Raw genomic sequence first — 25,171 nt, forward strand, 5'->3', positions numbered from 1 at the left:
AGAGCCCCTATACTACAAGGCTTGGCGCTGACCCCGGATGGTAATTACCTTGTCAGAACTGGGGCTTTTCATTACCATTCTGCAAAATTTTTATAAGTTCAGATTTTTACTTAGTAGATGCCTGATTTAACAGGCCACAAAGCTGATGGGAGAGGACTGAATGAGCAATGACGGCGTGAATGCAGGCCGGCGTCGCTTCTTGGTAGCAGCCACATCCGTGGTGGGTGCTGCAGGAGCGGTGGGGGCTGCGGTCCCGTTCGTGGGGTCATGGTTTCCCAGTGCCAAGGCGAAAGCCGCAGGTGCACCGGTGAAAGTGAATGTCAGCAAAATCGAACCAGGTCAGCAAATGATTGCTGAATGGCGCGGTCAGCCGGTATTCATCGTCCGCCGTACGCAGGAGATTTTGGGGAATCTTGCAAAGATCGAGGGTGACCTCTCTGATCCAGACTCCAAGAATTCGGTACAGCCAACTTACGTGGACCCCAAGACGCGCTCGATCAAGCCGGAAGTTCTGCTGCTGATCGGTATTTGCACGCACTTGGGTTGCTCTCCGACCTTCCGTCCAGAAGTAGCGCCTGCCGATCTTGGCCCTAAATGGGTAGGTGGTTATTTCTGCCCTTGCCACGGTTCCCACTACGATCTGGCTGGCCGCGTCTTCAAGTCGCAACCTGCGCCTTTGAATCTGCCAGTTCCCCCGCATTCCTATGAGTCGAACGACATTATTGTCATCGGCGTCGATACGGAGAAAGCGTGATGAGCAAGTTCATGGATTGGGTTGATGCGCGCTTTCCTGCCACTAAAATGTGGGAAGACCATCTCAGCAAGTACTACGCCCCGAAGAACTTCAACTTCTTCTATTTCTTTGGCTCCCTGGCGCTGTTGGTTCTGGTTAACCAGATCGTAACCGGCGTCTGGCTGACCATGAGCTACACCCCGTCGGCGGAAGAAGCATTCGCCTCCGTCGAATACATCATGCGTGACGTCGAGTACGGCTCGATCCTGCGTCTGCTGCACTCCACCGGCGCTTCGGCGTTCTTCATCGTGGTTTACCTGCATATGTTCCGTGGCCTGCTCTACGGTTCGTACCAGAAGCCGCGTGAGCTGGTATGGGTCTTCGGCATGCTGATCTACCTGGCACTGATGGCTGAAGCCTTCATGGGCTACCTGCTGCCGTGGGGTCAGATGTCCTACTGGGGCGCCCAGGTGATCATCTCGCTGTTCGGTGCGATCCCGGTCATCGGCAACGACCTGACCCAATGGATCCGTGGTGACTACCTGATTTCGGGCATCACCCTGAACCGCTTCTTCGCCCTGCACGTCGTGGCCTTGCCGATCGTGATTCTCGGTCTGGTGGTGCTGCACGTTCTGGCGCTGCACGAAGTCGGCTCGAACAACCCGGACGGCGTGGACATCAAGAAACACAAGGACGAAAACGGCGTACCGCTGGACGGCATTGCCTTCCACCCGTACTACACCGTGAAGGATATCGTCGGCGTGGTGGTGTTCCTGTTCATCTTCTGCGCGATCGTGTTCTTCTTCCCGGAAATGGGCGGTTACTTCCTCGAGAAGCCGAACTTCGAAGTGGCGAACGCCTTCAAGACCCCGGTACACATTGCCCCGGTCTGGTACTTCACCCCGTTCTACGCGATTCTGCGTGCGATTCCGGACAAGCTCCTGGGCGTTGTCGCCATGGGTGCTTCGATTGCCTTGCTGTTCGTCCTGCCCTGGCTTGACCGTAGTCCGGTCAAGTCCATGCGCTACAAGGGCTGGTTGAGCAGGATCTGGCTCTGGGTGTTCTGCATCTCCTTCGTGATTCTTGGCTGGCTGGGCGTCATGGCGCCTACTCCGGAACGTACATTGCTGTCGCAGGTCTGTACCTTCCTGTACTTCGCCTACTTCATTCTGATGCCGTTCTACACCAGGCTCGAGAAGACCAAACCGGTTCCGGAAAGGGTGACTGGCTGATGAAAAAGCTATTTGCTGTACTGATTCTTGCTGCACTGCCTGTCTTGTCCTTCGCGGCCGAGTCCGGTGGTCCAGAGCTCGAAAAAGTCGATATCGACGTCTCCGATAAAGCGGCAATGCAAGATGGTGCGCGTACGTTCGCCAACTACTGCATGGGGTGCCACAGTGCCAAGTTCCAGCGCTATGAGCGCGTTGCCGACGATCTGGGGATTCCTCACGATCTGATGCTGAAGAACCTGGTGTTCACGGGCGCCAAGATCGGTGACCACATGAGCATCGGCATGCAGCCGGCAGACGCCAAGTCCTGGTTCGGCGCTGCGCCGCCCGACCTGACGCTGGTGGCTCGCGTTCGTGGCACTGACTGGCTCTACGGCTACCTGCGGTCGTTCTATGAAGACCCGAGTCGTCCTTGGGGTGTGAACAACAAGGTGTTCCCGAACGTCGGTATGCCTAACGTTCTGGGCGGCCTGCAGGGTCGTCAGGTGGTAGGCTGCAAACAAGTTCAAATCGTCGAAAGCGGCAAGAAGCAGTATGATCCTCTGACCGGCACACCGCTGACTCATGAAGCGTGCGATCAGCTGACCATCGTGCCAAAAACCGGTGCTCTGAACGAAGAGCAGTTCGACGAGAAGGTCAAGAATCTGGTGACCTTCCTGGCCTATTCGGCCAACCCGGTGAAGCTGCAGCATCAGCGCATCGGTACCTATGTGTTGCTGTACCTGGCGTTCTTCTTCGTATTCGCTTACTTGCTCAAGCGTGAATACTGGAAAGACGTGCATTGATAAAGCTTTAAGCAATTGCTGTTAATCGCGCGCGCCCAAGGGCGTCTCTGAACGTGTAACGAGTCTGGTCATCCAGGCGTTACGGGAGACGCCCTCTGGGCGCGCTCGTTTTTCCGCTCCCGATAATTTCTACAAGCGAGGAGGACCGCCATGGGCGTGACCAATCGGTTGGCCTGTTACTCCGACCCCGCCGACCACTATTCCCACCGAGTGCGTATCGTACTGGCAGAGAAGGGTGTCAGCGCCGAGATCATCAGTGTGGAGGCGGGCCGTCAGCCGCCAAAGCTGATCGAAGTGAACCCTTACGGCAGCTTGCCCACCCTGGTCGATCGTGACCTGGCGTTGTGGGAGTCGACCGTGGTGATGGAATATCTGGATGAGCGTTACCCGCATCCACCGTTGCTGCCGGTTTATCCGGTAGCGCGTGCCAACAGCCGTCTGCTGATTCACCGTATTCAGCGTGACTGGTGTGTTCTGGTGGATCTGATTCTGGATTCGCGAACCAAGGAGCCAGCGCGTGTGCAGGCTCRCAAGGAATTGCGTGAAAGCCTGACGGGCGTTTCGCCGCTGTTCGCCGACAAGCCGTTTTTCTTGAGTGAGGAACAAAGTCTGGTGGATTGTTGCCTACTGCCAATACTCTGGCGTTTGCCGATTCTGGGTATTGAACTGCCGCGGCCTGCCAAGCCGCTGCTTGATTACATGGAGCGTCAGTTTGCGCGTGAGGCTTTCCAGGCGAGTCTGTCTGGTGTCGAACGCGATATGCGCTAAGGCTTAAGGAGCCGCTATGAACTCCAGTCGACCTTATTTGGTCCGCGCGCTCTATGAGTGGATTGTGGACAACGATTGCACCCCGCACCTGCTGGTCAATTCCGAGTATCCGTCGGTGCAGGTGCCGCAAGGCTTCGCCAGCGACGGACAGATTGTCCTGAACGTATCGCCTGCGGCAGTGCGTCATCTGCACATGGATAACGATGCGGTCAGCTTTGAAGGGCGTTTCGGTGGTGTGCCGCATACGCTGTACGTGCCTATCGCTGCGATCCTCGGCATTTATGCCCGGGAAAACGGTCAGGGCATGGTGTTCGATCTGGAATCGCCTATGGAAGACGAGGAAGAGCTCGAGCCGGATGATGATCTTCCACCACCCGACAGCGAGCCGCCGCGACCTAGCGGCCGGCCAAGCTTGAAGGTAGTGAAGTAATAAAAAAGGCGATCCGCAAGGATCGCCTTTTTTATTACGCAGGAGCTGTAGATCAGTCGATGTACTCGAACAGCTTCACAATCTTCTGTACGCCAGAAACACCCTGCACCAGGTTGGTGGCCTGGTCGGCTTCCTGTTTGGTCAGCAGACCCAGCAGGTAGACGATACCGTTCTCGGTCACGACCTTGATGCGCGAGCCCGGGATGCTGGCGTCGGCGAGCATCTGGGTTTTGATCTTGGTGGTCAGCCAGGCATCGTTATTGCGGGCCAGTATCGACGAAGGCTGCATCACTTGCAGTTCGTTGTGCACGGTCTTTACCCGCTGAACTGCAGCAGCGGCTTGTCCGGCCAGTTCCTTGAGGTCGGGGCGTGGCGTTTGTCCGGCGAGCAGTACCACACCGTTGAAGCTGGTGACGATGATGCGCGAGCCTTTATCCAGGTCCGGGCTGGCCTTGGCCACGTTCACGCCGACCTTGGTTTCGATCAGGGAGTCGTCGATCTTGCTGCCGAAGGTGCGAGTGCCGCGATCGTCTTCAATGGGGGCGTCGCGGGTCGCGGTGAGTACCGAGGTGCAGCCGCTGATGCCCAGGCTTAGAGTCAAGGCCAGAAGGCCAAGGCGATTAAGGGTCATTCTTCACTCCCGAACAATTGGCTGTCGATCAAGTCGCAAAGACAATGGATCGCCAGCAGGTGGACTTCCTGGATACGTGCGGTGACATTGGCCGGGACGCGTATTTCGACGTCTTCGGGCAATAACAGTGATGCCATGCCGCCGCCATCGCGTCCAGTCAATGCTACGACAATCATTTCGCGATCATGTGCGGCCTGGATCGCTTGAATAATGTTCGCCGAGTTGCCGCTGGTGGAAATCGCCAGCAGCACGTCGCCGGGTTGGCCAAGCGCGCGGATCTGTTTGGAGAAGATTTCGTTGTAACTGTAGTCGTTGGCGATCGAGGTGATCGTCGAACTGTCGGTCGTCAGTGCAATCGCCGGCAAGCTCGGGCGTTCGCGCTCGAAGCGGTTGAGCAGCTCGGAGGAGAAGTGTTGTGCGTCACCGGCTGAACCGCCGTTGCCGCACGAGAGCATTTTGCCTTCGTTGAGCAGGGCGTTGACCATCACTTGGCTGGCTTGCTCGATGTGCGGTGCAAGTACGTCCATCGCCTGTTGCTTGGTATCGATACTGGCCTGAAAAAGCTGGCGAATTCGCGATTGCATGTCCATCTGTGTGACCTTAAGTAGCGCGGCTTGGTGGCACAGCAATGTGCAGCCCGCAAAGCAAAGAGCAAAAGTGTTGAGTGAAGATCGGCCTTGTCTTTGAGCAGTCAGCTGTCAAAGGCGTTCCTTAGCCAGTTCAAATGAGCCGCGTTGCCGTCTATGGCAACCACGTCGAAACGGCAGGGGGAGTTGGCCCAGCGCGACTCGCGCTGCAGAAAATACTGCGCGGCGAGTATCAATTTCTGACGCTTGCGCGCATCGATGCTGCCGAGCGCGCCACCCCATTGGGTGTTTTGTCTGTAGCGGACTTCGACGAATACTACTGTATCGCCATCAAGCATGACCAGATCAAGCTCGCCGCGTTTACACAACCAGTTCTGCGCCAGGAGGCGCAGACCTTGTTGCTGGAGATGCTTGAGCGCCTGGCTTTCAGCATCTCGACCGCTTTGTTGGCGTGACCTGTCGGGCATCAGCGTGGCGTGTCAGGCAGGCGTTGAACCTGGCCGTTGATGAACTGTGCCCACGGCAGCTGACGTTGAATGCGTTGCGACGAGGTCATGCTCAAGGTGCCTGACTGACCTTCGATGGTGCTGTCTGGCAGTGCCTTGAGTTGGCCCAGGCGTGGCGCCAGGCGATAGGCGTCGACGCCCATTGCGTAGAGGCGGCCCAGGCTGCCCGCAGCTTGTGGCCATTGAGCGGTCACTTGTCTGCGCAGCGGGTCGTTGGCGTCCAGCAGCCACGGGGTTTCGCAGAAGCGAACGCCGTTCATGTCGTTGTACTGGTTCTGGTCGCCGCTGGCGCTGAATACGTGGGAGGTGGCGTAAACCGGTACGTCACCTGCGTATTGAAAGTTCAGCGTTGGCTTGATCTGTTGGGCTTGCTGCGGTGTCGAGGCGAGGAAAATGAACTCGATGTCCTGACGGCGCGAAGGCTGTGCAGCGACCTGCGAGCCTACGGTGCTTTGCAGGCTCTTGGCGCGACCTTCGCTCTGACGCAGCTGGAACAGGTCGGCGATTTGCTGAGCCAGGGCTACCGGCTGATCAACGCGTTCGATACCAATGACGGTGCCGCCGTTGGCTTCCCAGTCCTGGCGGAAGGCTTTAAGCACGCGATCGCCCCATTCGCCTTTCGGTACCAGGGCAGCAGCGCGGTGCAGGCCGTCGGCGCGTGCGCGACGGGAAACCTCGCGGGCTTCGTCTTCAGCAGCCAGGCCGAACTGGAACAGTTGGGCCGGACCTTGTTCGCCTTCGCTGTAGTTCAGCGCCAGCGTAGTGATCGGCAGTTGCGGGCGAGTGCTGAGTTGTTTGACCAGCGGTTTTTCCAGCGGGCCGATGACCAGTTGCACGCCGTCGGCTTGTGCCTTGCGATAGAAGTCATCCAGCGACGTCAGGTGCGAACTGTCGTAGAACTCGATGGCGGGCGGCTTCTGCCCGGCTTGCTGGGCCTGGTAGTGAGCGGCCAGGAACCCTTCGCGCAGTGCCTTGGCGACCGATGCCAGAGGACCGTCTTGCGGAAGCAGCAGGCCGATCTTGCTGAGCGGTTGGCTGGCCAGTTCCTTGAGCTTGGTCAAAGGCAGTGGCAGCACCAGTGCAGCGGGGTGTTTAGGGTGCTGTGCGCGCCAGTTGTCGATAGCGGCCTGTTGCTGTTCCAGCGTAGCGGCGTTTTTCACCGCCACGGCCAGGCTCATCCAGCCGCCGAGATCGTCGGTGGTGATGGGTTGCAGTTGATCGGTCGGCAGGGACGAAATGAGCGCCCAGATTGCCTCGTGGTTTTTGCTGGCCGCGTCATCCTTGAGCAGTGGGGCAATAAAGATGCGTTCGCGGGCGGCGGCCAGGGTCTGGCCGTCGGCTTCAAGGGCGCGGGCATGGACGGTGCCGGTGCGCACTTGCTGCTCGACTGGCATCTCGCTCAGGTGTTGCAGGCTCGGATGGCTCAAGGCGGTCAGTGCTGCCTTGGGCTGGTTACGAGTCAGCGCCAGTTCGGCGGCCAGGGTGCTGGCATACACCTGTTGGCCGGGTTTCAACTGGTCCATCGGGACCTGCTGAAGGATTTGTGCAGACTGGCCGGCATTACCTTGGCGGTAAGCCAGGTCTGCCGCGCTCAGGCGTAACAGGGCAGCCTTCTCCGGTGTTTTGCTGGTGGCAGCCTGTTCGAGCAATTGCTCGATACTGGCATCCGCAGTCCGTGGAAGTTCGCCAAGGCTGGAGGAGGGCGAGCTGGCGCAAGCCGCCAACAGGGCAGCGAGGCAGAGGGCAGAGAACAGCCGCAGGCAAGCGATCATGTAATGTTCCTGATACTCGATCAAATTAGCGTGGAATTGTACCCAAGCGCTGGCCGGGGCGCGATGTTACTGGCGTGAAACCTTCAATTTAGGTCGTGTAAATGTTACGGCGATCAACAAAAGGGCGTGGAGCAAGATGATCGCTGCGCGCATTCAGGGCACTTCTACGCGCTACAATGCCGGTTTTACCGATCATGAGGTGTGCGCTTTGACTGCTCCAGGTGCTTTGAATTCCGTTGCTGGCTCGCTTTTTGTGGTGGCGACGCCCATCGGCAACCTGGACGACATCAGTGCGCGGGCGCTGAAAATCTTGCGTGAAGTGGCGTTGATCGCGGCTGAAGATACTCGTCACTCCTTGCGGTTGCTGCAACATTTCGGGATCGCGACACCGTTGGCGGCGTGTCATGAGCACAATGAGCGCGATGAAGGCAGTCGCTTCATCACGCGTTTACTGGCCGGTGACAATGTCGCGCTGATCTCCGATGCGGGAACGCCGCTGATCTCTGATCCGGGTTATCACCTGGTGCGTCAGGCGCGGGCGGCAGGTATCAATGTAGTGCCGGTTCCCGGTGCGTGCGCATTGATCGCGGCGTTGTCTGCGGCAGGGTTGCCATCCGACCGGTTCATCTTCGAAGGCTTTTTGCCGGCGAAGGCGGTGGGGCGACGTGCGCGTCTGGAGTCGATAAAGGAAGAGCCGCGTACGTTGATCTTTTACGAAGCGCCACACCGGATCCTCGAGTGCTTGCAGGACATGGAACTGGTATTCGGTCCGGAGCGTCCGGCGCTGCTCGCTCGCGAGCTGACCAAAACCTTCGAAACCCTCAAGGGGTTGCCGTTGGCCGAGTTGCGGGCATTCGTCGAGAACGATAGCAATCAGCAGCGCGGCGAGTGTGTGGTGTTGGTGTCCGGCTGGTCGGCGCCAGAGAGTGAGGAGGCGGTGAGTAGCGAGGCAATGCGGATTCTCAATCTGCTGCTCGAAGAAATGCCACTCAAGCGTGCTGCGGCGTTGGCGGCGCAAATTACCGGTGAGCGCAAGAACGTTCTCTATCAGGTGGCCCTGGATAAACAGAAAAGCGAGTAAGCGCGCGGGTTGCAGGGCGGCAAAAGGCTTTTATCGCTTGTTCTTCGGGCTCTCTGCCGTTAACCTTTGCGGCGGAGAGTCGATTGGACAGTCGCTGCCCTCTATGAAAATTAGGGGGGGGAGGAAAGTCCGGGCTCCATAGGGCGAAGTGCCAGGTAATGCCTGGGAGGCGTGAGCCTACGGAAAGTGCCACAGAAAATAACCGCCTAAGCACTTCGGTGCCGGTAAGGGTGAAAAGGTGCGGTAAGAGCGCACCGCACGACTGGCAACAGTTCGTGGCTAGGTAAACCCCACTTGGAGCAAGACCAAATAGGGTCCCAAGGCGTGGCCCGCGCTGGGACCGGGTAGGTTGCTAAAGATGTCCAGTGATGGCCATCGTAGACGAATGACTGTTCAAGACAGAACCCGGCTTATAGATCGACTCTCCACCTTTTTGTTCCTTCGGCTTGAATCTTCGGCGGAAGGACGTGGTAATACTGGTTGGCCATCTGCTGAACCCCTGGCAGAGGCTCCAATACAGTAATGATTACCCTCCCTGCTTGAGTCAGTGGCAGAAGGGCTTTGTAATACCGATTAGCTAGCGCTTGAACCGTTAGTCGCATCACCCAGGTAGTGGCCAATTCCCTCCCTGCTTGAATCAGTGGCAGAAGGGCTTCGTAATACCGATTAGCCAGCGCTTGAACCGTTAGTCGCATCACCCGGGTAGTGGCCAATTCCCTCCCTGCTTGAATCAATAGCAGAAGCGCTTTTGTAATACCGAAAAAATCTTACTCTTAACAAATCACTTTAACTTCTGAACGTAGCCTTCAGTGCTGCTTCAAGTTATTGAACAAAATCATCCGCCAAATACTCGTAACCCCTTCTTTTGCAGCGCTAAATCTCCGATCTGTAAGGGTTTTCCTTCAATCCGTGCCTTGACGGTGTGGTGGGCGCATTCCTATAGTGTGCGCAAGTGGCGGAAAGTGGCATGAAGTGGGTTTTTTAAGCGTAAAACGCTAAAATTTGGAGAAACGCTGACGTGTTTCGCGGAGCTAACGCTATCAGTCTCGATGCAAAAGGCCGTCTCGCCATGCCGAGCCGGTATCGTGACGAGCTCGTTTCGCGAAGTTCCGGGCAATTAATTGTCACAATTGATGCCGTTGATCCTTGTTTATGTGTTTACCCGCTCGATGAGTGGGAGCTGATTGAAACCAAACTGCGCGCACTGCCTTCGCTTCGCGAAGAGAACCGCCGCTTGCAACGTTTGCTGATTGGTAATGCCGTCGACCTCGAGCTCGATGGCAGTGGTCGTTTTCTGGTTCCGCCACGTCTGCGCGAATACGCCAAATTGGATAAGCGCGCGATGCTGGTAGGCCAACTGAACAAGTTCCAATTGTGGGACGAGGATGCCTGGGATGCGGTTTCTGCTGCTGACCTGGCTGCTATTCAACAACCGGGCGCCATGCCTGATGAACTGCGTGATTTGATCCTGTGACTATTGATAGCGGCTTTAACCACATCACCGTACTGCTTGACGAAGCCGTTGAGGCTCTCGCCGTACGCCCTGATGGCTGCTATCTGGATGGCACGTTCGGGCGTGGCGGGCATAGCCGTCTGATTCTCAGCCAGCTCGGTCCCGATGGTCGGTTGCTGGGATTCGACAAAGATCCTCAGGCGATTGCCACCGGGCAAACGCTAGCGGCCGAAGACGGCCGCTTTGTCGTTGTACAGCGCAGCTTTGCCGAGCTCGGTTCGGAAGTTGCCGAACGCGGTCTGGCCGGCAAGGTCAGCGGCGTCCTGCTTGACCTGGGCGTGTCTTCGCCACAGCTCGACGACCCGGAGCGTGGCTTCAGTTTTCTCAATGACGGCCCGCTGGACATGCGCATGGACCCGTCTCGGGGGATCAGCGCGGCAGAATTCGTCAACACCGCACCTGTCGAAGAAATTGCCCGCGTGTTCAAGGAATACGGCGAAGAGCGTTTCTCCGGCCGTATGGCCCGTGCCGTGGTCGAGCGTCGCGACATCAAGCCCTTCGAACGCACTGGCGATCTGGCTGAAGTCCTGAAAGTCGCCAACCCTGCCTGGGAAAAGGGCAAGAACCCGGCGACCCGCGCGTTCCAGGGCCTGCGAATTCACGTCAACAACGAGTTGGGCGATCTTGAGACCGGCCTCGAAGCCGCGCTTGAAGCCCTTGAAGTGGGCGGTCGCCTGGTGGTGATCAGCTTCCACTCGCTGGAAGACCGCATCGTCAAACAGTTCATGCGCAAACTGGTCAAGGGTGAAACCGATAACCTGCCGCGCAACCTGCCAGTACGTTTCGAAGCCTTCGTACCGAAAATCAAGATTCATGGCAAACCGCAGTTCGCTGGCGAAGCCGAACTCAAAGCCAACCCTCGTTCCCGTAGCGCCGTCATGCGTGTCGCGGAGAAACTTCGGTGAGCAAGCTCTTCGCCAAGCCACTTCCAGGCGGAAGCTTTTTCATGCTGCTGCTATTTATTGCCGTATTGGTCTCCGCGATCGGGGTTTCCTATAGCGCTCACTGGAACCGCCAACTGTTGAACTCGCTGTACAACGAGTTGAGTGTGCGCGACAAGGCGCAGGCGGAGTGGGGCCGGTTGATTCTCGAGCAGAGCACCTGGACCGCCCACAGCCGTATCGAAGTATTGGCCACCGAACAACTGAAGATGCGCATTCCCGGCGCCGCTGATGTACGGATGGTGGCGCCATGATGAAACTCGAAGGGGCACTCTTTCCTTGGCGGTTTCGTGTGGTGCTCGGCTTGCTGGGCGCCATGGTTGTAGCCATCGCGTGGCGCATTGTCGACCTGCAGGTGATCGACCGTGACTTCCTGATTGGTCAGGGCGATGCGCGCAGTGTTCGACACATTCCGATTCCGGCTCACCGTGGTTTGATCACCGACCGTAACGGCGAGCCGTTGGCCGTGAGCACCCCGGTCACCACCCTGTGGGCCAACCCCAAGGAAATGCAGCTGGCCAAGGAAAAATGGCCGGCACTGGCGACTGTGCTGGGGCAGGACCCTAAAGTACTGACCGAGCGACTCGAAGCTCAGGCGAATAAAGAATTCATCTATCTGGTGCGCGGGCTGACCCCCGAGCAGGGCCAGGTCGCGCTCGATCTGAAAGTGCCGGGCGTTTACGGCATCGAAGAGTTCCGGCGTTTCTACCCGGCCGGCGAAGTCACTGCGCACATGGTCGGCTTTACCGACATCGATGACCACGGGCGTGAAGGCGTAGAGTTGGCGTACGACGAATGGCTGGCCGGTGTCGCTGGCAAGCGTCAGGTCATCAAGGATCGGCGCGGCAGACTGATCAAAGACGTTCAGGTGACCAAAAACGCCAAGGCCGGCAAGCCCTTGGCGTTGTCGATTGACCTGCGTCTGCAATACCTGGCGAACCGCGAACTGCGCAACGCGATCATCGAGAACGGCGCCAAGGCTGGCAGCCTGGTGATCATGGACGTCAAGACCGGCGAGATCCTCGCCATGGTCAACCAGCCGACCTACAACCCGAACAACCGTCGCAACCTGCAACCGGCGATGATGCGTAACCGCGCGATGATCGACGTGTTCGAACCGGGTTCGACCATGAAAGCGATCTCCATGAGCGCCGCGATCGAAACCGGGCGCTGGAAACCGAGCGACACCGTCGAGGTGTACCCGGGCAGCTTGCAGATTGGTAAATACACCATCAAGGACGTATCCAAGACCGAAGGCCCGGTGCTCGACCTGACCGGCATTCTGATCAACTCCAGTAACGTCGGCATGAGTAAGGTCGCCTTCGATATCGGCGGCGAAACGATTTTCCGTCTGGCGCAGAAAGTCGGCCTCGGCCAGGACACCGGCCTGGGTTTCCCGGGCGAGCGTGTCGGCAACCTGCCGAACTACCGCGAATGGCGCAAGGCCGAGACGGCCACGCTGTCGTACGGCTACGGCATTTCGGTGACCGCGATTCAGCTGGTCCACGCCTTCTCGGCGCTGGCCAACAACGGTCGTATTGCACCACTGACCCTGATCAAGACCGACAAGGCCGCGCAAACCACCCAAGTGATTCCGGAAGCGGTGGCGAAAACCATGCAGGGCATGCTGCAGCAAGTGATCGAAGCCCCGCGCGGTGTATTCCGTGCGCAAGTGCCGGCCTATCACGTTGCTGGCAAGTCCGGTACTGCACGCAAGACCTCGGTGGGCACCAAAGGCTATGCCGAGAACTCCTACCGCTCGCTGTTCGCCGGTTTTGGTCCCATGAGCGACCCGCGCTACGCGATCGTCGTGGTCATCGATGAACCGAGCAAGGCCGGCTACTTCGGTGGTCTGGTTTCGGCGCCGGTGTTCAGCAAAGTGATGTCCGGGACCCTGCGCCTGATGAACATCACGCCGGACAACCTGCCGCCCACCCAGCAAGCCAACGCGACGCCGGTAATCCCTGTAAAAGCTAACGGAGGGCGTGGCTGATGTCGCTTAGCCTGAACAAGATTTTCGCCCACGCTGGCCGTGACCTGTTGATTCGCGAACTGACCCTGGACAGTCGAAATGTCCGTGCTGGCGACCTGTTTTTGGCCGTTCCGGGCGCTAAATTCGACGGTCGTACGCACATTGCCGACGCCTTGCAACGTGGCGCTGCTGCAGTCGCCTACGAAGTCGAAGGCGCGACCGTCCTGCCGATTACCGATGTGCCGCTGATTCCGGTCAAGGGTCTGGCTGCGCAGCTGTCGGACATTGCCGGGCGTTTTTACGGCGACCCGAGCCGTAACCTGAACCTGATTGGCGTGACCGGCACTAACGGCAAGACCAGCGTGACCCAACTGGTCGCACAAGCGCTGGACTTGTTGGGGCAGCACTGCGGCATTGTTGGCACCCTGGGCACCGGTTTCTACGGCGCACTGGAAAGCGGCCTGCACACCACACCGAACCCGATTGCAGTACAGGCAACCCTGGCCGACCTGAAAAAGGCCGGTGCCAAAGCCGTGGCCATGGAGGTGTCCTCCCACGGTCTGGATCAAGGGCGCGTGACGGCACTGGCGTTCGATGTGGCGGTGATGACCAACCTGTCGCGCGATCACCTGGATTATCACGGGACCATGCAAGCCTACGGCGAGGCCAAGGCCAAGCTGTTTGCCTGGAACGATCTGAAGTGCCGGGTGATCAACCTCGACGATGCGTTCGGTCGGCAACTCGCAGCTGAAGAGCGTGAGTCGCGCCTGATCACTTACAGTCTCGAAGACGCCAGCGCCTACCTCTATTGCCGTGAAGCGCAGTTCGACGATGAAGGCGTGCGCGCGACACTGGTGACGCCGCAGGGCGAACACCATTTGCGCAGTGCCTTGCTCGGCCGTTTCAACCTGAGCAACGTACTGGCCGCTGTCGGTGCCTTGCTCGGCCTGGATTACGCGCTGGATGAAATCCTCCACGTACTGCCAAAACTCGAAGGCCCGGCCGGTCGCATGCAGCGCCTGGGCGGCGGTACTCAGCCGCTGGTGGTGGTCGACTACGCCCATACCCCGGATGCGCTGGAAAAAGTCCTGATGGCCCTGCGTCCACATGCCAAGGGCAAATTGCTCTGCCTGTTCGGTTGCGGCGGTGATCGCGACCGTGGCAAGCGTCCGCTGATGGCCGAAGTGGTCGAGCGTCTGGCTGACGGTGTGCTGGTCACCGATGACAACCCGCGCACCGAAGACCCTGCACGAATTTTCGACGACATCCGCGCCGGTTTCACGGCGGTGGATAACGTTCGTTTCGTCGCCGGCCGTGGCCAGGCGATTGCCCAGTTGATCGCCAGCGCCAGCGCGGATGACGTGATCGTGCTGGCCGGTAAAGGTCATGAGGACTATCAGGAAATCAACGGCGAACGCCATGATTTCTCCGATCTGGTGGAGGCCGACCGTGCCTTGACCGCGTGGGAGGTGGCCCATGCTTAAAGCCTTGAAATTGAGCGAAGTGGCGGGTCCATTGGCCGGCCGCCTGCTGACTACCGACAGCAGCTTCGATGGCGTCAGCATCGACAGCCGGGCGATCAAGCCGGGCCAGTTGTTTGTTGCCCTGACCGGGCCGCGTTTCGATGGTCATGACTACCTGAACGACGTGGCTGCCAAAGGCGCGGTCGCGGCTCTGGTCGAGCGTGAAGTGACGAACTCCACGTTGCCTCAGCTACTGGTCACCGATACTCGTCAGGCCCTTGGTGAACTCGGCGCGCTGAACCGTGCTGCGTATTCGAACCCGGTCGCGGCAATCACGGGCTCCAGCGGCAAGACCACGGTCAAGGAAATGCTTGCGAGCATCCTGCGCACGCGCGGGCCGGTGCTGGCGACCCGTGGCAACCTGAACAATGACCTCGGTGTTCCGCTGACCTTGCTCGAACTGACCGCGGAGCACACTGCGGCTGTCATCGAACTGGGTGCTTCGCGGATCGGCGAGATTGCCTACACCGTCGGCATGACCAAGCCGCATGTCGCCGTGATCAACAACGCCGGGACCGCCCATGTCGGCGAATTCGGCGGGCCGGAAAAAATCGTTGAAGCCAAGGGCGAGATTCTCGAAGGGCTGGACGCCGATGGCATCGCCGTTCTGAACCTCGACGACAAGGCTTTTGATATCTGGAAGAAGCGTGCCGCCGGTCGTCAGGTGCTGAGCTTTGCCCTGAACGACAGCCGTGCCGATTTCCACGCCACCGATCTGGCTCGTGACGCTCGCGGTTGCCCGTCCTTCACGCTGCACAGTCCGCAAGGCGTCGAACAGGTTCAACTGAACCTGCTTGGCAACCACAACGTTGCCAATGCCCTGGCCGCCGCCGCTGCCGCGCATGCCCTGGGTGTGTCGCTGTTCGGTATCGCCACGGGGCTGAATGCGGTGCAACCGGTCAAGGGCCGTGCCGTGGCGCAACTGGCAACCAATGGCATGCGCGTCATTGATGATTCTTACAACGCGAACCCCACCTCAATGTGCGCTGCCGTTGATATACTCGCCGGCTTTTCCGGCCGCACCATTCTGGTGCTCGGGGATATTGGCGAGTTGGGCGAGTGGGCGGAGCAGGGGCACCGCGACGTTGGCGCGTACGCCAGCGGCAAGGTTTCCGCGCTTTACGCTGTTGGCCCGATGATGGCGCATGCCGTCGCCGCCTTCGGTGAGCAGGCTCGTCACTTTGCCAATCAGGCTGATCTGATCGCGGCGCTGGGCGCCGAACACGATACAAACACCACTATTTTGATCAAGGGCTCGCGAAGCGCTGCGATGGAAAACGTCGTTGCGGCTTTGTGCGGTTCGAGCGGGGAGAACCATTAATGCTGCTGTTGTTAGCGGAGTATCTGCAACAGTTCTACAAAGGCTTCGCAGTCTTTCAGTACCTGACCCTGCGCGGGATTCTCGGTGTGCTGACCGCGTTGTCGTTGTCGCTGTGCCTGGGTCCCTGGATGATCCGCACGTTGCAGAACCGCCAGATCGGCCAGTCTGTCCGTAATGACGGCCCGCAATCGCACTTGTCCAAGTCGGGCACTCCGACCATGGGCGGCGCACTGATTCTGACCGCCATCGGCATCAGCACCTTGCTCTGGGCAGACCTGCACAACCGCTATGTGTGGGTCGTGTTACTGGTCACCCTGTTGTTCGGGGCCGTGGGCTGGGTCGACGATTACCGCAAAGTCATCGAGAAGAACTCCCGTGGCTTGCCGAGCCGCTGGAAATACTTCTGGCAGTCGGTGTTCGGCCTGGGCGCGGCGATCTTTCTTTATATGACTGCACCCAGCGCGGTTGAAACGACCTTGATCGTGCCGATGTTCAAAGACGCCAGCATCGCGCTCGGCATTGGCTTCGTGGTCCTGACCTACTTCGTGATCGTCGGCTCCAGCAACGCGGTCAACCTGACCGACGGCCTCGACGGCCTGGCGATCATGCCAACCGTGATGGTCGGCGGCGCGCTGGGGATCTTCTGCTACCTGTCGGGTAACGTGAAATTCGCTGAATACCTGCTGATCCCTTATGTACCGGGCGCAGGTGAGCTGATCGTATTCTGCGGCGCGCTGATCGGTGCCGGCCTGGGTTTCCTCTGGTTCAACACCTACCCGGCTCAAGTCTTCATGGGCGACGTCGGCGCACTGGCGCTGGGTGCAGCGTTGGGCACCATCGCAGTGATCGTCCGTCAGGAAATCGTCCTGTTCATCATGGGCGGCGTGTTCGTGATGGAAACCCTGTCGGTGGTCATTCAGGTTGCCTCTTTCAAGCTGACCGGTCGCCGCGTGTTCCGCATGGCACCGATTCACCACCACTTTGAACTCAAGGGCTGGCCCGAGCCACGCGTGATCGTCCGTTTCTGGATCATCACTGTAATTCTCGTACTGGTCGGCCTTGCCACCCTGAAGCTGAGGTAGAACAAGTGTCTCTGATCGCTTCTGACCACTTCCGCATCGTTGTCGGCCTCGGCAAGAGCGGCATGTCCCTGGTTCGCTTCCTGGCGAACCGGGGCGTGTCGTTCGCTGTCGCCGATACGCGGGAAAATCCACCGGAGCTGGCCACGCTGCGTCGTGACTACCCGCAGGTGGAAGTGCGTTGTGGCGAGCTGGATGTCGAATTCCTCTGCCGTGCCGACGAGCTCTACGTGAGCCCGGGCCTGGCCTTGGCGACTCCGGCCCTGCAAGCGGCAGCGGCCCGTGGCGTGAAGCTGTCGGGTGATATCGAATTGTTTGCACGTAACGCGAAGGCGCCGATTGTTGCCATTACCGGCTCCAACGCAAAAAGTACCGTGACCACGCTGGTCGGCGAAATGGCGGCAGCAGCCGGCAAGCGCGTGGCGGTGGGCGGTAACCTCGGTACCCCGGCACTCGATCTGCTGAGCGACGACGTCGAGCTGTACGTGATGGAACTCTCGAGCTTCCAGCTGGAGACCACCGATCAGCTGGGCGCCGAAGTGGCTACCGTGCTGAACATCAGCGAAGACCATATGGACCGTTACAGCGGCCTGCCGGCCTATCACCTGGCCAAGCACCGGATCTTCCGTGGCGCGAAGCAAGTGGTGGTCAATCGTCAGGATGCGCTGAGCCGTCCGTTGATGGGCGAGGGCCTGCCGTGCTGGACCTTCGGTCTGAACAAGCCGGACTTCAAGGCCTTTGGTTTGCGCGAAGAAAATGGCGAGAAGTATCTGGCCTTTGAATTCCAGAACCTGATGCCGGTACGCGAGCTGAAAATTCGTGGCGCGCATAACCAGTCCAACGCCCTCGCGGCCTTGGCCCTGGGGCACGCCGTGGGCCTGCCGTTCGACGCCATGCTCTCGAGCCTGCGGACTTTCGCCGGGCTTGAGCATCGCTGCCAGTGGGTCCGCGACCTGAATGGCGTGAGCTACTACAACGACTCCAAGGCTACCAACGTTGGCGCCGCTTTGGCCGCTATCGAAGGCCTGGGCGCAGACATCCAGGGCAAGCTGGTGCTGATCGCCGGTGGCGACGGCAAAGGTGCCGAGTTCAAGGACCTGCGTGATCCGGTCGCGGCCAACTGCCGCGCCGTGGTGTTGATGGGGCGTGATGCCGAGCTGATTGGCCAGGCCATCGGCGACGCCGTGCCGCTGATTCGCGTCAATTCGCTGATCGAAGCGGTCGAGCAATGCCGCGCCATCGCCCAACCAGGCGATGCCGTGCTGCTGTCGCCGGCGTGCGCCAGTTTCGACATGTTCAAGAACTACGAAGAGCGTGGGCACCTGTTCGTCCAATCCGTGAAAGATCTGGCCGCGGAGGACTTGGCATGAGCTTGAGAAATATCATCAAGCCGTACCCGTCGCCGATCATCACCGGGCGCGGTATCGACCTCGACTTCCCGATGCTCGCCGGTTGCCTGGCATTAATCGGCCTGGGGCTGGTCATGATCGCCTCTGCCTCGACCGAAGTGGCGGCAGTACAGTCGGGCAGCGCCCTGTATTACATGATTCGCCACCTTGTCTACATCGTGCTCGGCTTCGGTGCCTGCATCGTCACCATGATGATTCCGATCGCTACCTGGCAACGCCTGGGCTGGCTGATGCTGATTGGTGCGTTCGGTTTGCTGGTGATGGTGATCGTCCCGGGGATCGGTCGTGAGGTGAACGGATCGATGCGCTGGATCGGTTTCAGTTTCTTCAACGTCCAGCCTTCCGAGATTGCCAAGGTCTTTGTGGTGATCTACCTCGCCGGTTATCTGGTGCGTCGGCAGAAAGAAGTGCGTGAAAGCTGGATGGGCTTCTTCAAACCGTTCATCGTGTTGCTGCCAATGGCCGGCCTGCTGCTGATGGAGCCCGACTTCGGTGCCACCGTCGTGATGATGGGGGCCGCGGCGGCGATGCTGTTTTTGGGTGGCGTCGGGCTGTTCCGCTTCACCTTGATGGTGATACTGGCGGTGGTGGCGGTGGTGCTGCTGATCAAGATGCAGCCTTATCGAATGGCGCGTCTGACCACCTTCACCGATCCTTGGGCCGACCAGTTCGGTTCCGGCTACCAGTTGACCCAGGCACTGATCGCCTTCGGTCGCGGTGAGTGGCTGGGCGTTGGCCTGGGCAACAGCGTGCAGAAACAGTTCTACCTGCCGGAAGCGCACACCGACTTCGTGTTCTCGGTCCTCGCCGAAGAGCTGGGCGTGGTCGGCTCCCTGGCCACCGTCGCGCTATTCGTTTTCGTGTGCATACGCGGCATGTACATCGGGTTGTGGGCGGAAAAGGCCAAGCAATTCTTTGCAGCTTACGTCGCCTACGGCTTGTCGTTCCTGTGGATTGGTCAGTTCCTGATCAACATCGGAGTGAACGTCGGCCTGCTGCCGACCAAGGGCCTGACCTTGCCGTTCCTCAGTTACGGCGGTAGTTCGTTGGTGATCTGCTGCGCCTGTCTTGGCTTGTTGTTGCGCATCGAATGGGAGAGTCGAACCCACTTGGGCAGCGAAGAGATGGAGTTCAGTGAGAGCGACTTCGCCGAGGAGCCGACCCATGGGCGCTAACGTGCTGATCATGGCGGGCGGCACCGGTGGCCACGTGTTCCCGGCGCTGGCCTGCGCTCGTGAGTTTCAGGCGCGCGGCTATACCGTGCACTGGCTCGGGACGCCTCGCGGAATCGAAAATGAACTGGTCCCGAATGCCGGCCTGCCGTTGCACCTGATCAACGTCAGCGGCCTGCGTGGCAAGAGCAAGCTGTCGCTGCTCAAGGCACCTTTTGTATTGCTCAAGGCGATCTGGCAGGCCCGTGCCGTCATTCGTCAGTTGAAGCCGGTCTGTGTCCTGGGCTTTGGCGGATATGTCACTGGCCCTGGTGGCGTAGCCGCCAGATTGGCCGGTGTGCCCGTCATCGTTCATGAACAGAACGCCGTTGCCGGTACCGCCAATCGGTTGCTGGTGCCGTTGGCCGCGCGAGTCTGCGAAGCTTTCCCGGACACCTTTGCTGCCAGTGGCAGCCGGCGCACTACCGGTAACCCGGTGCGCACCGAGTTGTTCCTCGATACAGCGCGTCCAGCCCTGGCCGGACGCAAAGCGCGTTTGCTGATCCTGGGCGGAAGCCTTGGGGCAGAACCGTTGAACAAATTGCTGCCTGAAGCCCTGTCGCAGGTGCCTGTTGAACTGCGTCCGGAAGTGTTTCATCAGGCTGGTAAAAACCACGATGAAGTGACTGCCGAGCGCTATCGCACAGCCGGTGTCGAGGCGCAAGTGCAGCCTTTCATCAAAGACATGGCCCAAGCCTATGGCTGGGCCGACCTGGTGGTCTGTCGCGCTGGCGCGCTGACTGTCAGTGAGCTGGCTGCTGCCGGTCTGCCCTCGATGCTGGTGCCTTTGCCCCACGCAATCGACGATCACCAGACCCGCAATGCCGAATATTTGGCCCGTGAAGGCGCTGCCTTCCTGATGCCGCAAAGAACGACTGGCGCAGCGGATCTCGCTGCACGCCTGACAGAGGTCTTGATGCAACCGCAACGACTCAACGACATGGCTGGCGCTGCTCGTCGCCTGGCCAAACCTGATGCAACCCGCAACGTGGTCGATATCTGCCTGGAGGTGGTTCATGGTTGAAAATCAGAAAGCCATACCGCAGCCGGAAATGCGCCGCATCCGTCGCATCCACTTCGTCGGTATCGGCGGTGTGGGCATGTGCGGAATTGCCGAAGTGTTGCTGAACCTGGGCTATCAAGTGTCCGGTTCCGACCTGAAGGCTTCGCCGGTGACCGAGCGTCTCGAATCGTTCGGCGCGCAGATTTTCATCGGCCACCGTGCCGAGAACGCCGCAACTGCCGATGTACTGGTGGTATCTAGCGCCGTGAACACTTCCAACCCGGAAGTCGCGACGGCCCTTGAACGTCGTATCCCCGTGGTGCCGCGTGCCGAAATGCTCGCCGAGCTGATGCGCTACCGTCACGGCATCGCCGTCGCCGGTACTCACGGCAAAACCACCACCACCAGCCTGATCGCTTCGGTGTTCGCGGCCGGTGGCCTGGACCCGACCTTCGTGATCGGTGGCCGTCTGAACGCCGCAGGCACCAATGCCCAGTTGGGCACCAGCCGTTACCTGATTGCCGAAGCCGACGAAAGCGACGCCAGTTTCCTGCACCTGCAGCCGCTGGTAGCCGTGGTTACCAACATCGACGCCGACCACATGGCGACCTACGACGGTGACTTCAACAAACTGAAGAAAACCTTCGTCGAGTTCCTCCACAACCTGCCGTTCTACGGTCTGGCGGTGATGTGCCTGGACGACCCGGTGGTGCGTGAAATCCTCCCGCTGGTCAAGCGTCCGACCATGACCTACGGCTTCAGCGAAGACGCCGACGTGCGCGCCATCAATGTTCGCCAGCAAGGCATGCAGACCTTCTTCACCGTGCTGCGTCCCGATCGCGAACCGCTGGATGTTTCGGTGAACATGCCGGGCAACCACAACGTATTGAACTCGCTGGCGACCATCTGCATCGCGACCGACGAGTGCGTCAGCGATGAAGCCATCGTTCAGGGGCTGTCGGGCTTCCAGGGTGTTGGCCGACGCTTCCAGGTCTACGGCGAACTGCCGGTCGAAGGCGGCAACGTGATGCTGGTGGACGACTACGGTCACCACCCGACCGAAGTTGCAGCGGTGATCAAAGCCGTGCGCGGTGGCTGGCCAGAGCGCCGCCTGGTGATGGTTTACCAGCCGCACCGTTACAGCCGCACCCGCGACCTGTACGACGATTTCGTCAATGTACTGGCCGACGCCAACGTGTTGCTGCTGATGGAAGTCTATCCGGCGGGTGAAGAACCGATTCCGGGGGCTGACAGCCGCAAGCTGTGCAACAGCATCCGCCAGCGCGGTCAGCTCGACCCGATCTACATCGAGCGCGGTGTCGACCTCGCGCCTGTGGTCAAGCCGCTGCTGCGTGCCGGCGACATCCTGCTGTGCCAGGGCGCCGGTGATATCGGCGGTCTCGCACCGAAACTGTTGAAGAGTCCTTTGTTCGCGGGTGCCGTTGTCGCACCTAGCGAGGGGAAGTTGAAATGACTGCTGCCTACGCCAATCTGTTCTCGACAATCGCCCCGAAAGACTTCGGCCGTGTGGCCGTGCTGTTCGGTGGCAAAAGCGCCGAGCGTGAGGTTTCGCTGAAATCCGGTAACGCGGTGCTGGAAGCGCTGCAGTCCGCTGGCGTGGATGCGTTCGGCATCGACGTCGGTGACGATTTCCTGCAGCGCCTGCTGAACGAAAAAATCGACCGCGCCTTCATCATTCTCCACGGTCGCGGCGGTGAAGACGGCAGCATGCAGGGCCTGCTGGAATGCGCAGGGATTCCGTACACCGGCAGCGGCATCCTTGCTTCGGCGCTGGCCATGGACAAGCTGCGGACCAAACAGGTCTGGCACAGCCTCGGCATTCCGACGCCACGTCACGCGGTACTGAGCAGCGAAGCCGACTGTATTTTGGCGGCGAAGGAACTGGGCTTCCCTTTGATCGTCAAACCGGCGCATGAAGGTTCAAGTATCGGTATGGCCAAAGTGACTTCGGCAGCTGAATTGATCGAAGCCTGGAAAGCGGCCAGTACCTACGATTCGCAAGTGTTGGTCGAGCAATGGATTCAAGGTCCGGAGTTCACCATTGCGACCCTGCGTGATCAGGTGTTGCCACCGATCGCCCTGGGCACGCCACACACTTTCTATGACTACGACGCCAAGTACCTGGCTTCCGATACCCAGTACCGGATCCCGTGCGGCCTCGATAGCGCCAAGGAACAAGAGCTCATGGACCTCACGGCAAAAGCCTGTGAGGCGTTGGGTATCGCCGGTTGGGGACGGGCTGACGTGATGCAGGACGCCGATGGGCAGTTCTGGTTCCTGGAAGTCAACACCGCACCGGGCATGACCGATCACAGTCTGGTCCCGATGGCCGCACGCGCCGCCGGTCTGGATTTCCAGCAGTTGGTGCTGGCGATCCTGGCGGCCAGTGTTGGCAGTCACGTAGAGCCGCGAGGTTAAGACCATGCAAGGCGCCCAGCTACGTCATCAGCCATCCGCACCCGGCCGCAAGCCGGTGCCGCGGGGTGCCAGCCGAATGGTGGCCAAAGAGCCGATGTCGGTGCGCCTGCCGAAAGCCAATTTTGGTTTTCTCAAAGCCTTGTTCTGGCCCGTGCTGCTGGTCGCGTTGGGGTTCGGTACTTACGAAGGTGCACAGCGCTTGCTGCCGTACGCCGACCGGCCGATCACCAAGATCAACGTGCAGGGCGATTTGAGTTACATCAGCCAGCAAGCGGTGCAGCAGCGGATCGCCCCTTATGTGGCGGCGAGCTTCTTCACCATTGACCTGGCGAGCATGCGTACCGAGCTGGAACAGATGCCATGGATTGCACACGCCGAAGTGCGTCGCGTCTGGCCTGACCAAGTGGTGATTCGCCTGGAAGAGCAACTGCCCGTGGCCCGCTGGGGCGACGAAGCGCTGCTGAACAACCAGGGGCAGGCGTTTACGCCGCGTGAATTGGCCAACTACGAACATTTGCCACAGCTGTTCGGCCCACAACGGGCCCAGCAGCAAGTGATGCAGCAGTATCAGGTGTTGAGCCAGATGTTACGGCCATTGGGCTTCTCGGTTGCCCGGCTGGAATTGCGTGAACGCGGCAGCTGGTTTTTGACCACTGGCGCGGGTAGCGCGGGCCCTGGGATCGAGCTGTTGCTGGGACGCGATCACCTGGTGGAAAAGATGCGCCGCTTCATTGCCATCTACGACAAGACGCTTAAAGAACAGATTACGAACATTGCGCGCATCGACCTGCGTTATGCCAACGGCCTGGCCGTTGGCTGGCGGGAACCTGTAGCGCCCACGACGGCCCAACGCGCTGTCGCGAAGAATTGAGAAGAGGCAGGACCATGGCAAACGTGCAAAGCGGCAAAATGATCGTCGGTCTGGATATCGGTACCTCCAAGGTGGTGGCGCTGGTAGGCGAGGTCGCGGCCGATGGCCAACTGGAAATCGTCGGGATCGGTACGCATCCCTCCCGCGGCCTGAAGAAGGGCGTGGTGGTGAATATCGAGTCCACCGTGCAGTCCATTCAGCGTGCGATCGAAGAAGCGCAACTGATGGCTGGCTGCCGGATTCACTCGGCGTTCGTCGGTGTGGCGGGCAATCACATTCGCAGCCTGAACTCCCACGGCATCGTGGCGATTCGTGATCGCGAAGTCAGCTCGGCCGACCTTGAGCGCGTGCTCGATGCGGCCCAGGCCGTGGCCATTCCGGCGGATCAGCGCGTACTGCACACGCTGCCGCAGGATTACGTGATCGATAACCAGGAAGGCGTGCGCGAGCCTTTGGGCATGTCCGGCGTACGTCTGGAAGCCAAGGTCCACGTGGTCACCTGCGCGGTGAACGCGGCACAGAACATTGAGAAATGCGTGCGTCGTTGCGGCCTGGAAATCGACGACATTATTCTCGAGCAACTGGCTTCGGCGTACTCGGTACTGACCGATGACGAGAAAGAGCTGGGCGTGTGCCTGGTGGACATCGGTGGCGGTACCACCGACATCGCGATCTTCACCGAAGGCGCGATCCGTCACACCGCGGTGATCCCGATTGCCGGTGATCAGGTGACCAACGACATCGCCATGGCGTTGCGCACACCGACCCAGTACGCCGAAGAAATCAAGATCCGCTACGCCTGCGCCCTGGCCAAACTGGCCGGCGCCGGTGAAACCATCAAGGTCCCAAGCGTCGGTGATCGTCCGCCGCGCGAGCTGTCCCGTCAGGCCCTGGCCGAAGTGGTCGAGCCGCGTTACGACGAGCTGTTCACGCTGATCCAGGCCGAGCTGCGTCGCAGCGGCTACGAAGACCTGATCCCGGCCGGCATCGTGCTGACCGGCGGTACGTCGAAGATGGAAGGCGCGGTCGAGCTGGCCGAAGAGATTTTCCACATGCCGGTTCGCCTGGGCGTACCGCATGGCGTCAGAGGTCTGGACGACGTAGTGCGCAACCCGATTTATTCCACCGGTGTTGGCTTGCTGATGTATGGCCTGCAAAAGCAGTCCGATGGCATTTCCTTCTCCGGGATCAGCAGCAGTCGCGATAGCTACAACAACGACGAGGCCAAGAGCCCGTTGATCGATCGCATCAAAAGCTGGGTCCAGGGCAATTTCTGAAGATTTACCGCAACACCGTGACACCGCAGCACCGTTGTACGCAGTAGGCGCAGTAGGCGAAAAAAACTAGAGAATGTAAGGAGAGGGAAA

The 25,171-nt window shown here is 59.7% G+C and carries 24 protein-coding genes and 1 other RNA gene; 21 read left to right on the forward strand and 4 right to left on the reverse strand.

Annotated elements, in window-relative coordinates; translation table 11 throughout:
* The first annotated feature begins 160 nt into the window (after nucleotides 1-160).
* The 5 genes from petA (at nucleotide 161) to AC1DHT_RS13450 (ending at nucleotide 3,945) form a co-directional block, all read left to right on the forward strand.
* Entirely contained in the window at nucleotides 161-754 is a 594-nt protein-coding gene (gene petA / locus AC1DHT_RS13430) for a ubiquinol-cytochrome c reductase iron-sulfur subunit (protein ID WP_019693575.1), read from the forward strand.
* Nucleotides 754-1,965, forward strand: coding sequence for a cytochrome b (locus tag AC1DHT_RS13435; protein WP_427547184.1), 1,212 nt, complete (start codon nucleotides 754-756; stop codon nucleotides 1,963-1,965). Before petA ends, AC1DHT_RS13435 begins: the two co-directional genes overlap by 1 nt.
* Nucleotides 1,965-2,747 carry a cytochrome c1 gene (locus AC1DHT_RS13440; protein WP_427547187.1) on the forward strand — a complete coding sequence of 261 codons (783 nt, stop codon included), beginning with the start codon at nucleotides 1,965-1,967 and terminating at the stop codon, nucleotides 2,745-2,747. Before AC1DHT_RS13435 ends, AC1DHT_RS13440 begins: the two co-directional genes overlap by 1 nt.
* A gap of 150 nt (nucleotides 2,748-2,897) precedes the next feature.
* The gene (locus AC1DHT_RS13445) at nucleotides 2,898-3,515 is read left to right on the forward strand and encodes a glutathione S-transferase N-terminal domain-containing protein (protein WP_477761374.1); all 618 of its coding nucleotides are present in this window, start codon (nucleotides 2,898-2,900) and stop codon (nucleotides 3,513-3,515) included.
* A 16-nt stretch (nucleotides 3,516-3,531) separates the two neighbouring features.
* Nucleotides 3,532-3,945, forward strand: a complete 414-nt coding sequence (locus tag AC1DHT_RS13450) for a ClpXP protease specificity-enhancing factor (protein ID WP_427534584.1) — start codon at nucleotides 3,532-3,534, stop codon at nucleotides 3,943-3,945.
* 52 nt (nucleotides 3,946-3,997) lie between these two features.
* Here the strand turns inward: AC1DHT_RS13450 and AC1DHT_RS13455 are convergent, their stop codons facing one another.
* The 4 genes from AC1DHT_RS13455 to AC1DHT_RS13470 all read right to left on the reverse strand — a co-directional run bounded on the left by AC1DHT_RS13455 (nucleotide 3,998) and on the right by AC1DHT_RS13470 (nucleotide 7,441).
* Nucleotides 3,998-4,576, reverse strand: coding sequence for a BON domain-containing protein (locus AC1DHT_RS13455; protein ID WP_145015022.1), 579 nt, complete (start codon nucleotides 4,574-4,576; stop codon nucleotides 3,998-4,000).
* Nucleotides 4,573-5,166 carry a phosphoheptose isomerase gene (locus tag AC1DHT_RS13460; RefSeq protein ID WP_007904374.1) on the reverse strand — a complete coding sequence of 198 codons (594 nt, stop codon included), beginning with the start codon at nucleotides 5,164-5,166 and terminating at the stop codon, nucleotides 4,573-4,575. The genes AC1DHT_RS13455 and AC1DHT_RS13460 overlap by 4 nt, the downstream gene beginning before the upstream one ends.
* Nucleotides 5,167-5,267: 101 nt before the next feature.
* Nucleotides 5,268-5,630 (reverse strand): YraN family protein, encoded by a 363-nt coding sequence (locus tag AC1DHT_RS13465; protein ID WP_427534586.1) that lies wholly within the window; start codon nucleotides 5,628-5,630, stop codon nucleotides 5,268-5,270.
* The gene (locus AC1DHT_RS13470) at nucleotides 5,630-7,441 is read right to left on the reverse strand and encodes a penicillin-binding protein activator (protein WP_427547192.1); all 1,812 of its coding nucleotides are present in this window, start codon (nucleotides 7,439-7,441) and stop codon (nucleotides 5,630-5,632) included. Before AC1DHT_RS13470 ends, AC1DHT_RS13465 begins: the two co-directional genes overlap by 1 nt.
* 208 nt (nucleotides 7,442-7,649) lie before the next feature.
* Between AC1DHT_RS13470 and rsmI the strand changes: the two genes are divergently transcribed.
* From rsmI to ftsA, 16 genes are all read left to right on the forward strand, one after another.
* A complete protein-coding gene (gene rsmI, locus AC1DHT_RS13475; RefSeq protein ID WP_427547195.1) occupies nucleotides 7,650-8,522 on the forward strand; it encodes a 16S rRNA (cytidine(1402)-2'-O)-methyltransferase in 873 nt (290 codons plus the stop codon).
* Between the two features lie 75 nt (nucleotides 8,523-8,597).
* Nucleotides 8,598-8,951: RNase P RNA component class A (gene rnpB / locus AC1DHT_RS13480), an RNA gene on the forward strand.
* A 589-nt stretch (nucleotides 8,952-9,540) separates the two neighbouring features.
* Nucleotides 9,541-9,996 carry a division/cell wall cluster transcriptional repressor MraZ gene (gene mraZ / locus AC1DHT_RS13485; RefSeq protein WP_019693566.1) on the forward strand — a complete coding sequence of 152 codons (456 nt, stop codon included), beginning with the start codon at nucleotides 9,541-9,543 and terminating at the stop codon, nucleotides 9,994-9,996.
* On the forward strand, nucleotides 9,993-10,940 hold the full coding sequence (rsmH, locus tag AC1DHT_RS13490) for a 16S rRNA (cytosine(1402)-N(4))-methyltransferase RsmH (RefSeq protein WP_427533294.1): 948 nt from the start codon (nucleotides 9,993-9,995) through the stop codon (nucleotides 10,938-10,940). Before mraZ ends, rsmH begins: the two co-directional genes overlap by 4 nt.
* Nucleotides 10,937-11,230, forward strand: coding sequence for a cell division protein FtsL (gene ftsL, locus AC1DHT_RS13495; RefSeq protein WP_103319127.1), 294 nt, complete (start codon nucleotides 10,937-10,939; stop codon nucleotides 11,228-11,230). Before rsmH ends, ftsL begins: the two co-directional genes overlap by 4 nt.
* Complete coding sequence (locus AC1DHT_RS13500; protein WP_427546835.1) at nucleotides 11,230-12,969, forward strand: peptidoglycan D,D-transpeptidase FtsI family protein; 1,740 nt, start codon at nucleotides 11,230-11,232, stop codon at nucleotides 12,967-12,969. Before ftsL ends, AC1DHT_RS13500 begins: the two co-directional genes overlap by 1 nt.
* Nucleotides 12,969-14,432 (forward strand): UDP-N-acetylmuramoyl-L-alanyl-D-glutamate--2,6-diaminopimelate ligase, encoded by a 1,464-nt coding sequence (locus tag AC1DHT_RS13505; protein ID WP_427546832.1) that lies wholly within the window; start codon nucleotides 12,969-12,971, stop codon nucleotides 14,430-14,432. The genes AC1DHT_RS13500 and AC1DHT_RS13505 overlap by 1 nt, the downstream gene beginning before the upstream one ends.
* On the forward strand, nucleotides 14,425-15,792 hold the full coding sequence (locus tag AC1DHT_RS13510) for a UDP-N-acetylmuramoyl-tripeptide--D-alanyl-D-alanine ligase (protein WP_427546829.1): 1,368 nt from the start codon (nucleotides 14,425-14,427) through the stop codon (nucleotides 15,790-15,792). The genes AC1DHT_RS13505 and AC1DHT_RS13510 overlap by 8 nt, the downstream gene beginning before the upstream one ends.
* Nucleotides 15,792-16,874, forward strand: coding sequence for a phospho-N-acetylmuramoyl-pentapeptide-transferase (gene mraY / locus AC1DHT_RS13515; protein ID WP_427533291.1), 1,083 nt, complete (start codon nucleotides 15,792-15,794; stop codon nucleotides 16,872-16,874). Before AC1DHT_RS13510 ends, mraY begins: the two co-directional genes overlap by 1 nt.
* A gap of 5 nt (nucleotides 16,875-16,879) precedes the next feature.
* Nucleotides 16,880-18,241, forward strand: a complete 1,362-nt coding sequence (murD, locus tag AC1DHT_RS13520) for a UDP-N-acetylmuramoyl-L-alanine--D-glutamate ligase (protein WP_429540407.1) — start codon at nucleotides 16,880-16,882, stop codon at nucleotides 18,239-18,241.
* Entirely contained in the window at nucleotides 18,238-19,455 is a 1,218-nt protein-coding gene (gene ftsW, locus AC1DHT_RS13525) for a putative lipid II flippase FtsW (protein ID WP_054595714.1), read from the forward strand. Before murD ends, ftsW begins: the two co-directional genes overlap by 4 nt.
* Nucleotides 19,445-20,515, forward strand: a complete 1,071-nt coding sequence (gene murG / locus AC1DHT_RS13530; protein ID WP_427546823.1) for an undecaprenyldiphospho-muramoylpentapeptide beta-N-acetylglucosaminyltransferase — start codon at nucleotides 19,445-19,447, stop codon at nucleotides 20,513-20,515. The genes ftsW and murG overlap by 11 nt, the downstream gene beginning before the upstream one ends.
* Complete coding sequence (gene murC, locus AC1DHT_RS13535) at nucleotides 20,508-21,968, forward strand: UDP-N-acetylmuramate--L-alanine ligase (RefSeq protein ID WP_427546820.1); 1,461 nt, start codon at nucleotides 20,508-20,510, stop codon at nucleotides 21,966-21,968. Before murG ends, murC begins: the two co-directional genes overlap by 8 nt.
* Complete coding sequence (locus tag AC1DHT_RS13540; RefSeq protein ID WP_427533288.1) at nucleotides 21,965-22,933, forward strand: D-alanine--D-alanine ligase; 969 nt, start codon at nucleotides 21,965-21,967, stop codon at nucleotides 22,931-22,933. The genes murC and AC1DHT_RS13540 overlap by 4 nt, the downstream gene beginning before the upstream one ends.
* A gap of 4 nt (nucleotides 22,934-22,937) precedes the next feature.
* Nucleotides 22,938-23,804 (forward strand): cell division protein FtsQ/DivIB, encoded by an 867-nt coding sequence (locus AC1DHT_RS13545; protein WP_427533287.1) that lies wholly within the window; start codon nucleotides 22,938-22,940, stop codon nucleotides 23,802-23,804.
* A gap of 14 nt (nucleotides 23,805-23,818) precedes the next feature.
* A complete protein-coding gene (gene ftsA / locus AC1DHT_RS13550) occupies nucleotides 23,819-25,081 on the forward strand; it encodes a cell division protein FtsA (RefSeq protein WP_019693553.1) in 1,263 nt (420 codons plus the stop codon).
* The last annotated feature ends 90 nt before the right edge of the window (nucleotides 25,082-25,171 follow it).

This window comes from Pseudomonas sp. 05N432 (assembly GCF_056396945.1).

Coding starts and splice junctions, on each gene's coding strand:
- petA (WP_019693575.1), top strand. CDS start 161: ATGAGCAATGACGGCGTGAATGCAGGCCGGCGTCGCTTCTTGGTAGCA.
- AC1DHT_RS13435 (WP_427547184.1), top strand. CDS start 754: ATGAGCAAGTTCATGGATTGGGTTGATGCGCGCTTTCCTGCCACTAAA.
- AC1DHT_RS13440 (WP_427547187.1), top strand. CDS start 1,965: ATGAAAAAGCTATTTGCTGTACTGATTCTTGCTGCACTGCCTGTCTTG.
- AC1DHT_RS13450 (WP_427534584.1), top strand. CDS start 3,532: ATGAACTCCAGTCGACCTTATTTGGTCCGCGCGCTCTATGAGTGGATT.
- AC1DHT_RS13455 (WP_145015022.1), bottom strand. CDS start 4,576: ATGACCCTTAATCGCCTTGGCCTTCTGGCCTTGACTCTAAGCCTGGGC.
- AC1DHT_RS13460 (WP_007904374.1), bottom strand. CDS start 5,166: ATGGACATGCAATCGCGAATTCGCCAGCTTTTTCAGGCCAGTATCGAT.
- AC1DHT_RS13465 (WP_427534586.1), bottom strand. CDS start 5,630: ATGCCCGACAGGTCACGCCAACAAAGCGGTCGAGATGCTGAAAGCCAG.
- AC1DHT_RS13470 (WP_427547192.1), bottom strand. CDS start 7,441: ATGATCGCTTGCCTGCGGCTGTTCTCTGCCCTCTGCCTCGCTGCCCTG.
- AC1DHT_RS13500 (WP_427546835.1), top strand. CDS start 11,230: ATGAAACTCGAAGGGGCACTCTTTCCTTGGCGGTTTCGTGTGGTGCTC.
- AC1DHT_RS13505 (WP_427546832.1), top strand. CDS start 12,969: ATGTCGCTTAGCCTGAACAAGATTTTCGCCCACGCTGGCCGTGACCTG.
- AC1DHT_RS13510 (WP_427546829.1), top strand. CDS start 14,425: ATGCTTAAAGCCTTGAAATTGAGCGAAGTGGCGGGTCCATTGGCCGGC.
- mraY (WP_427533291.1), top strand. CDS start 15,792: ATGCTGCTGTTGTTAGCGGAGTATCTGCAACAGTTCTACAAAGGCTTC.
- ftsW (WP_054595714.1), top strand. CDS start 18,238: ATGAGCTTGAGAAATATCATCAAGCCGTACCCGTCGCCGATCATCACC.
- murG (WP_427546823.1), top strand. CDS start 19,445: ATGGGCGCTAACGTGCTGATCATGGCGGGCGGCACCGGTGGCCACGTG.
- murC (WP_427546820.1), top strand. CDS start 20,508: ATGGTTGAAAATCAGAAAGCCATACCGCAGCCGGAAATGCGCCGCATC.
- AC1DHT_RS13540 (WP_427533288.1), top strand. CDS start 21,965: ATGACTGCTGCCTACGCCAATCTGTTCTCGACAATCGCCCCGAAAGAC.
- AC1DHT_RS13545 (WP_427533287.1), top strand. CDS start 22,938: ATGCAAGGCGCCCAGCTACGTCATCAGCCATCCGCACCCGGCCGCAAG.
- ftsA (WP_019693553.1), top strand. CDS start 23,819: ATGGCAAACGTGCAAAGCGGCAAAATGATCGTCGGTCTGGATATCGGT.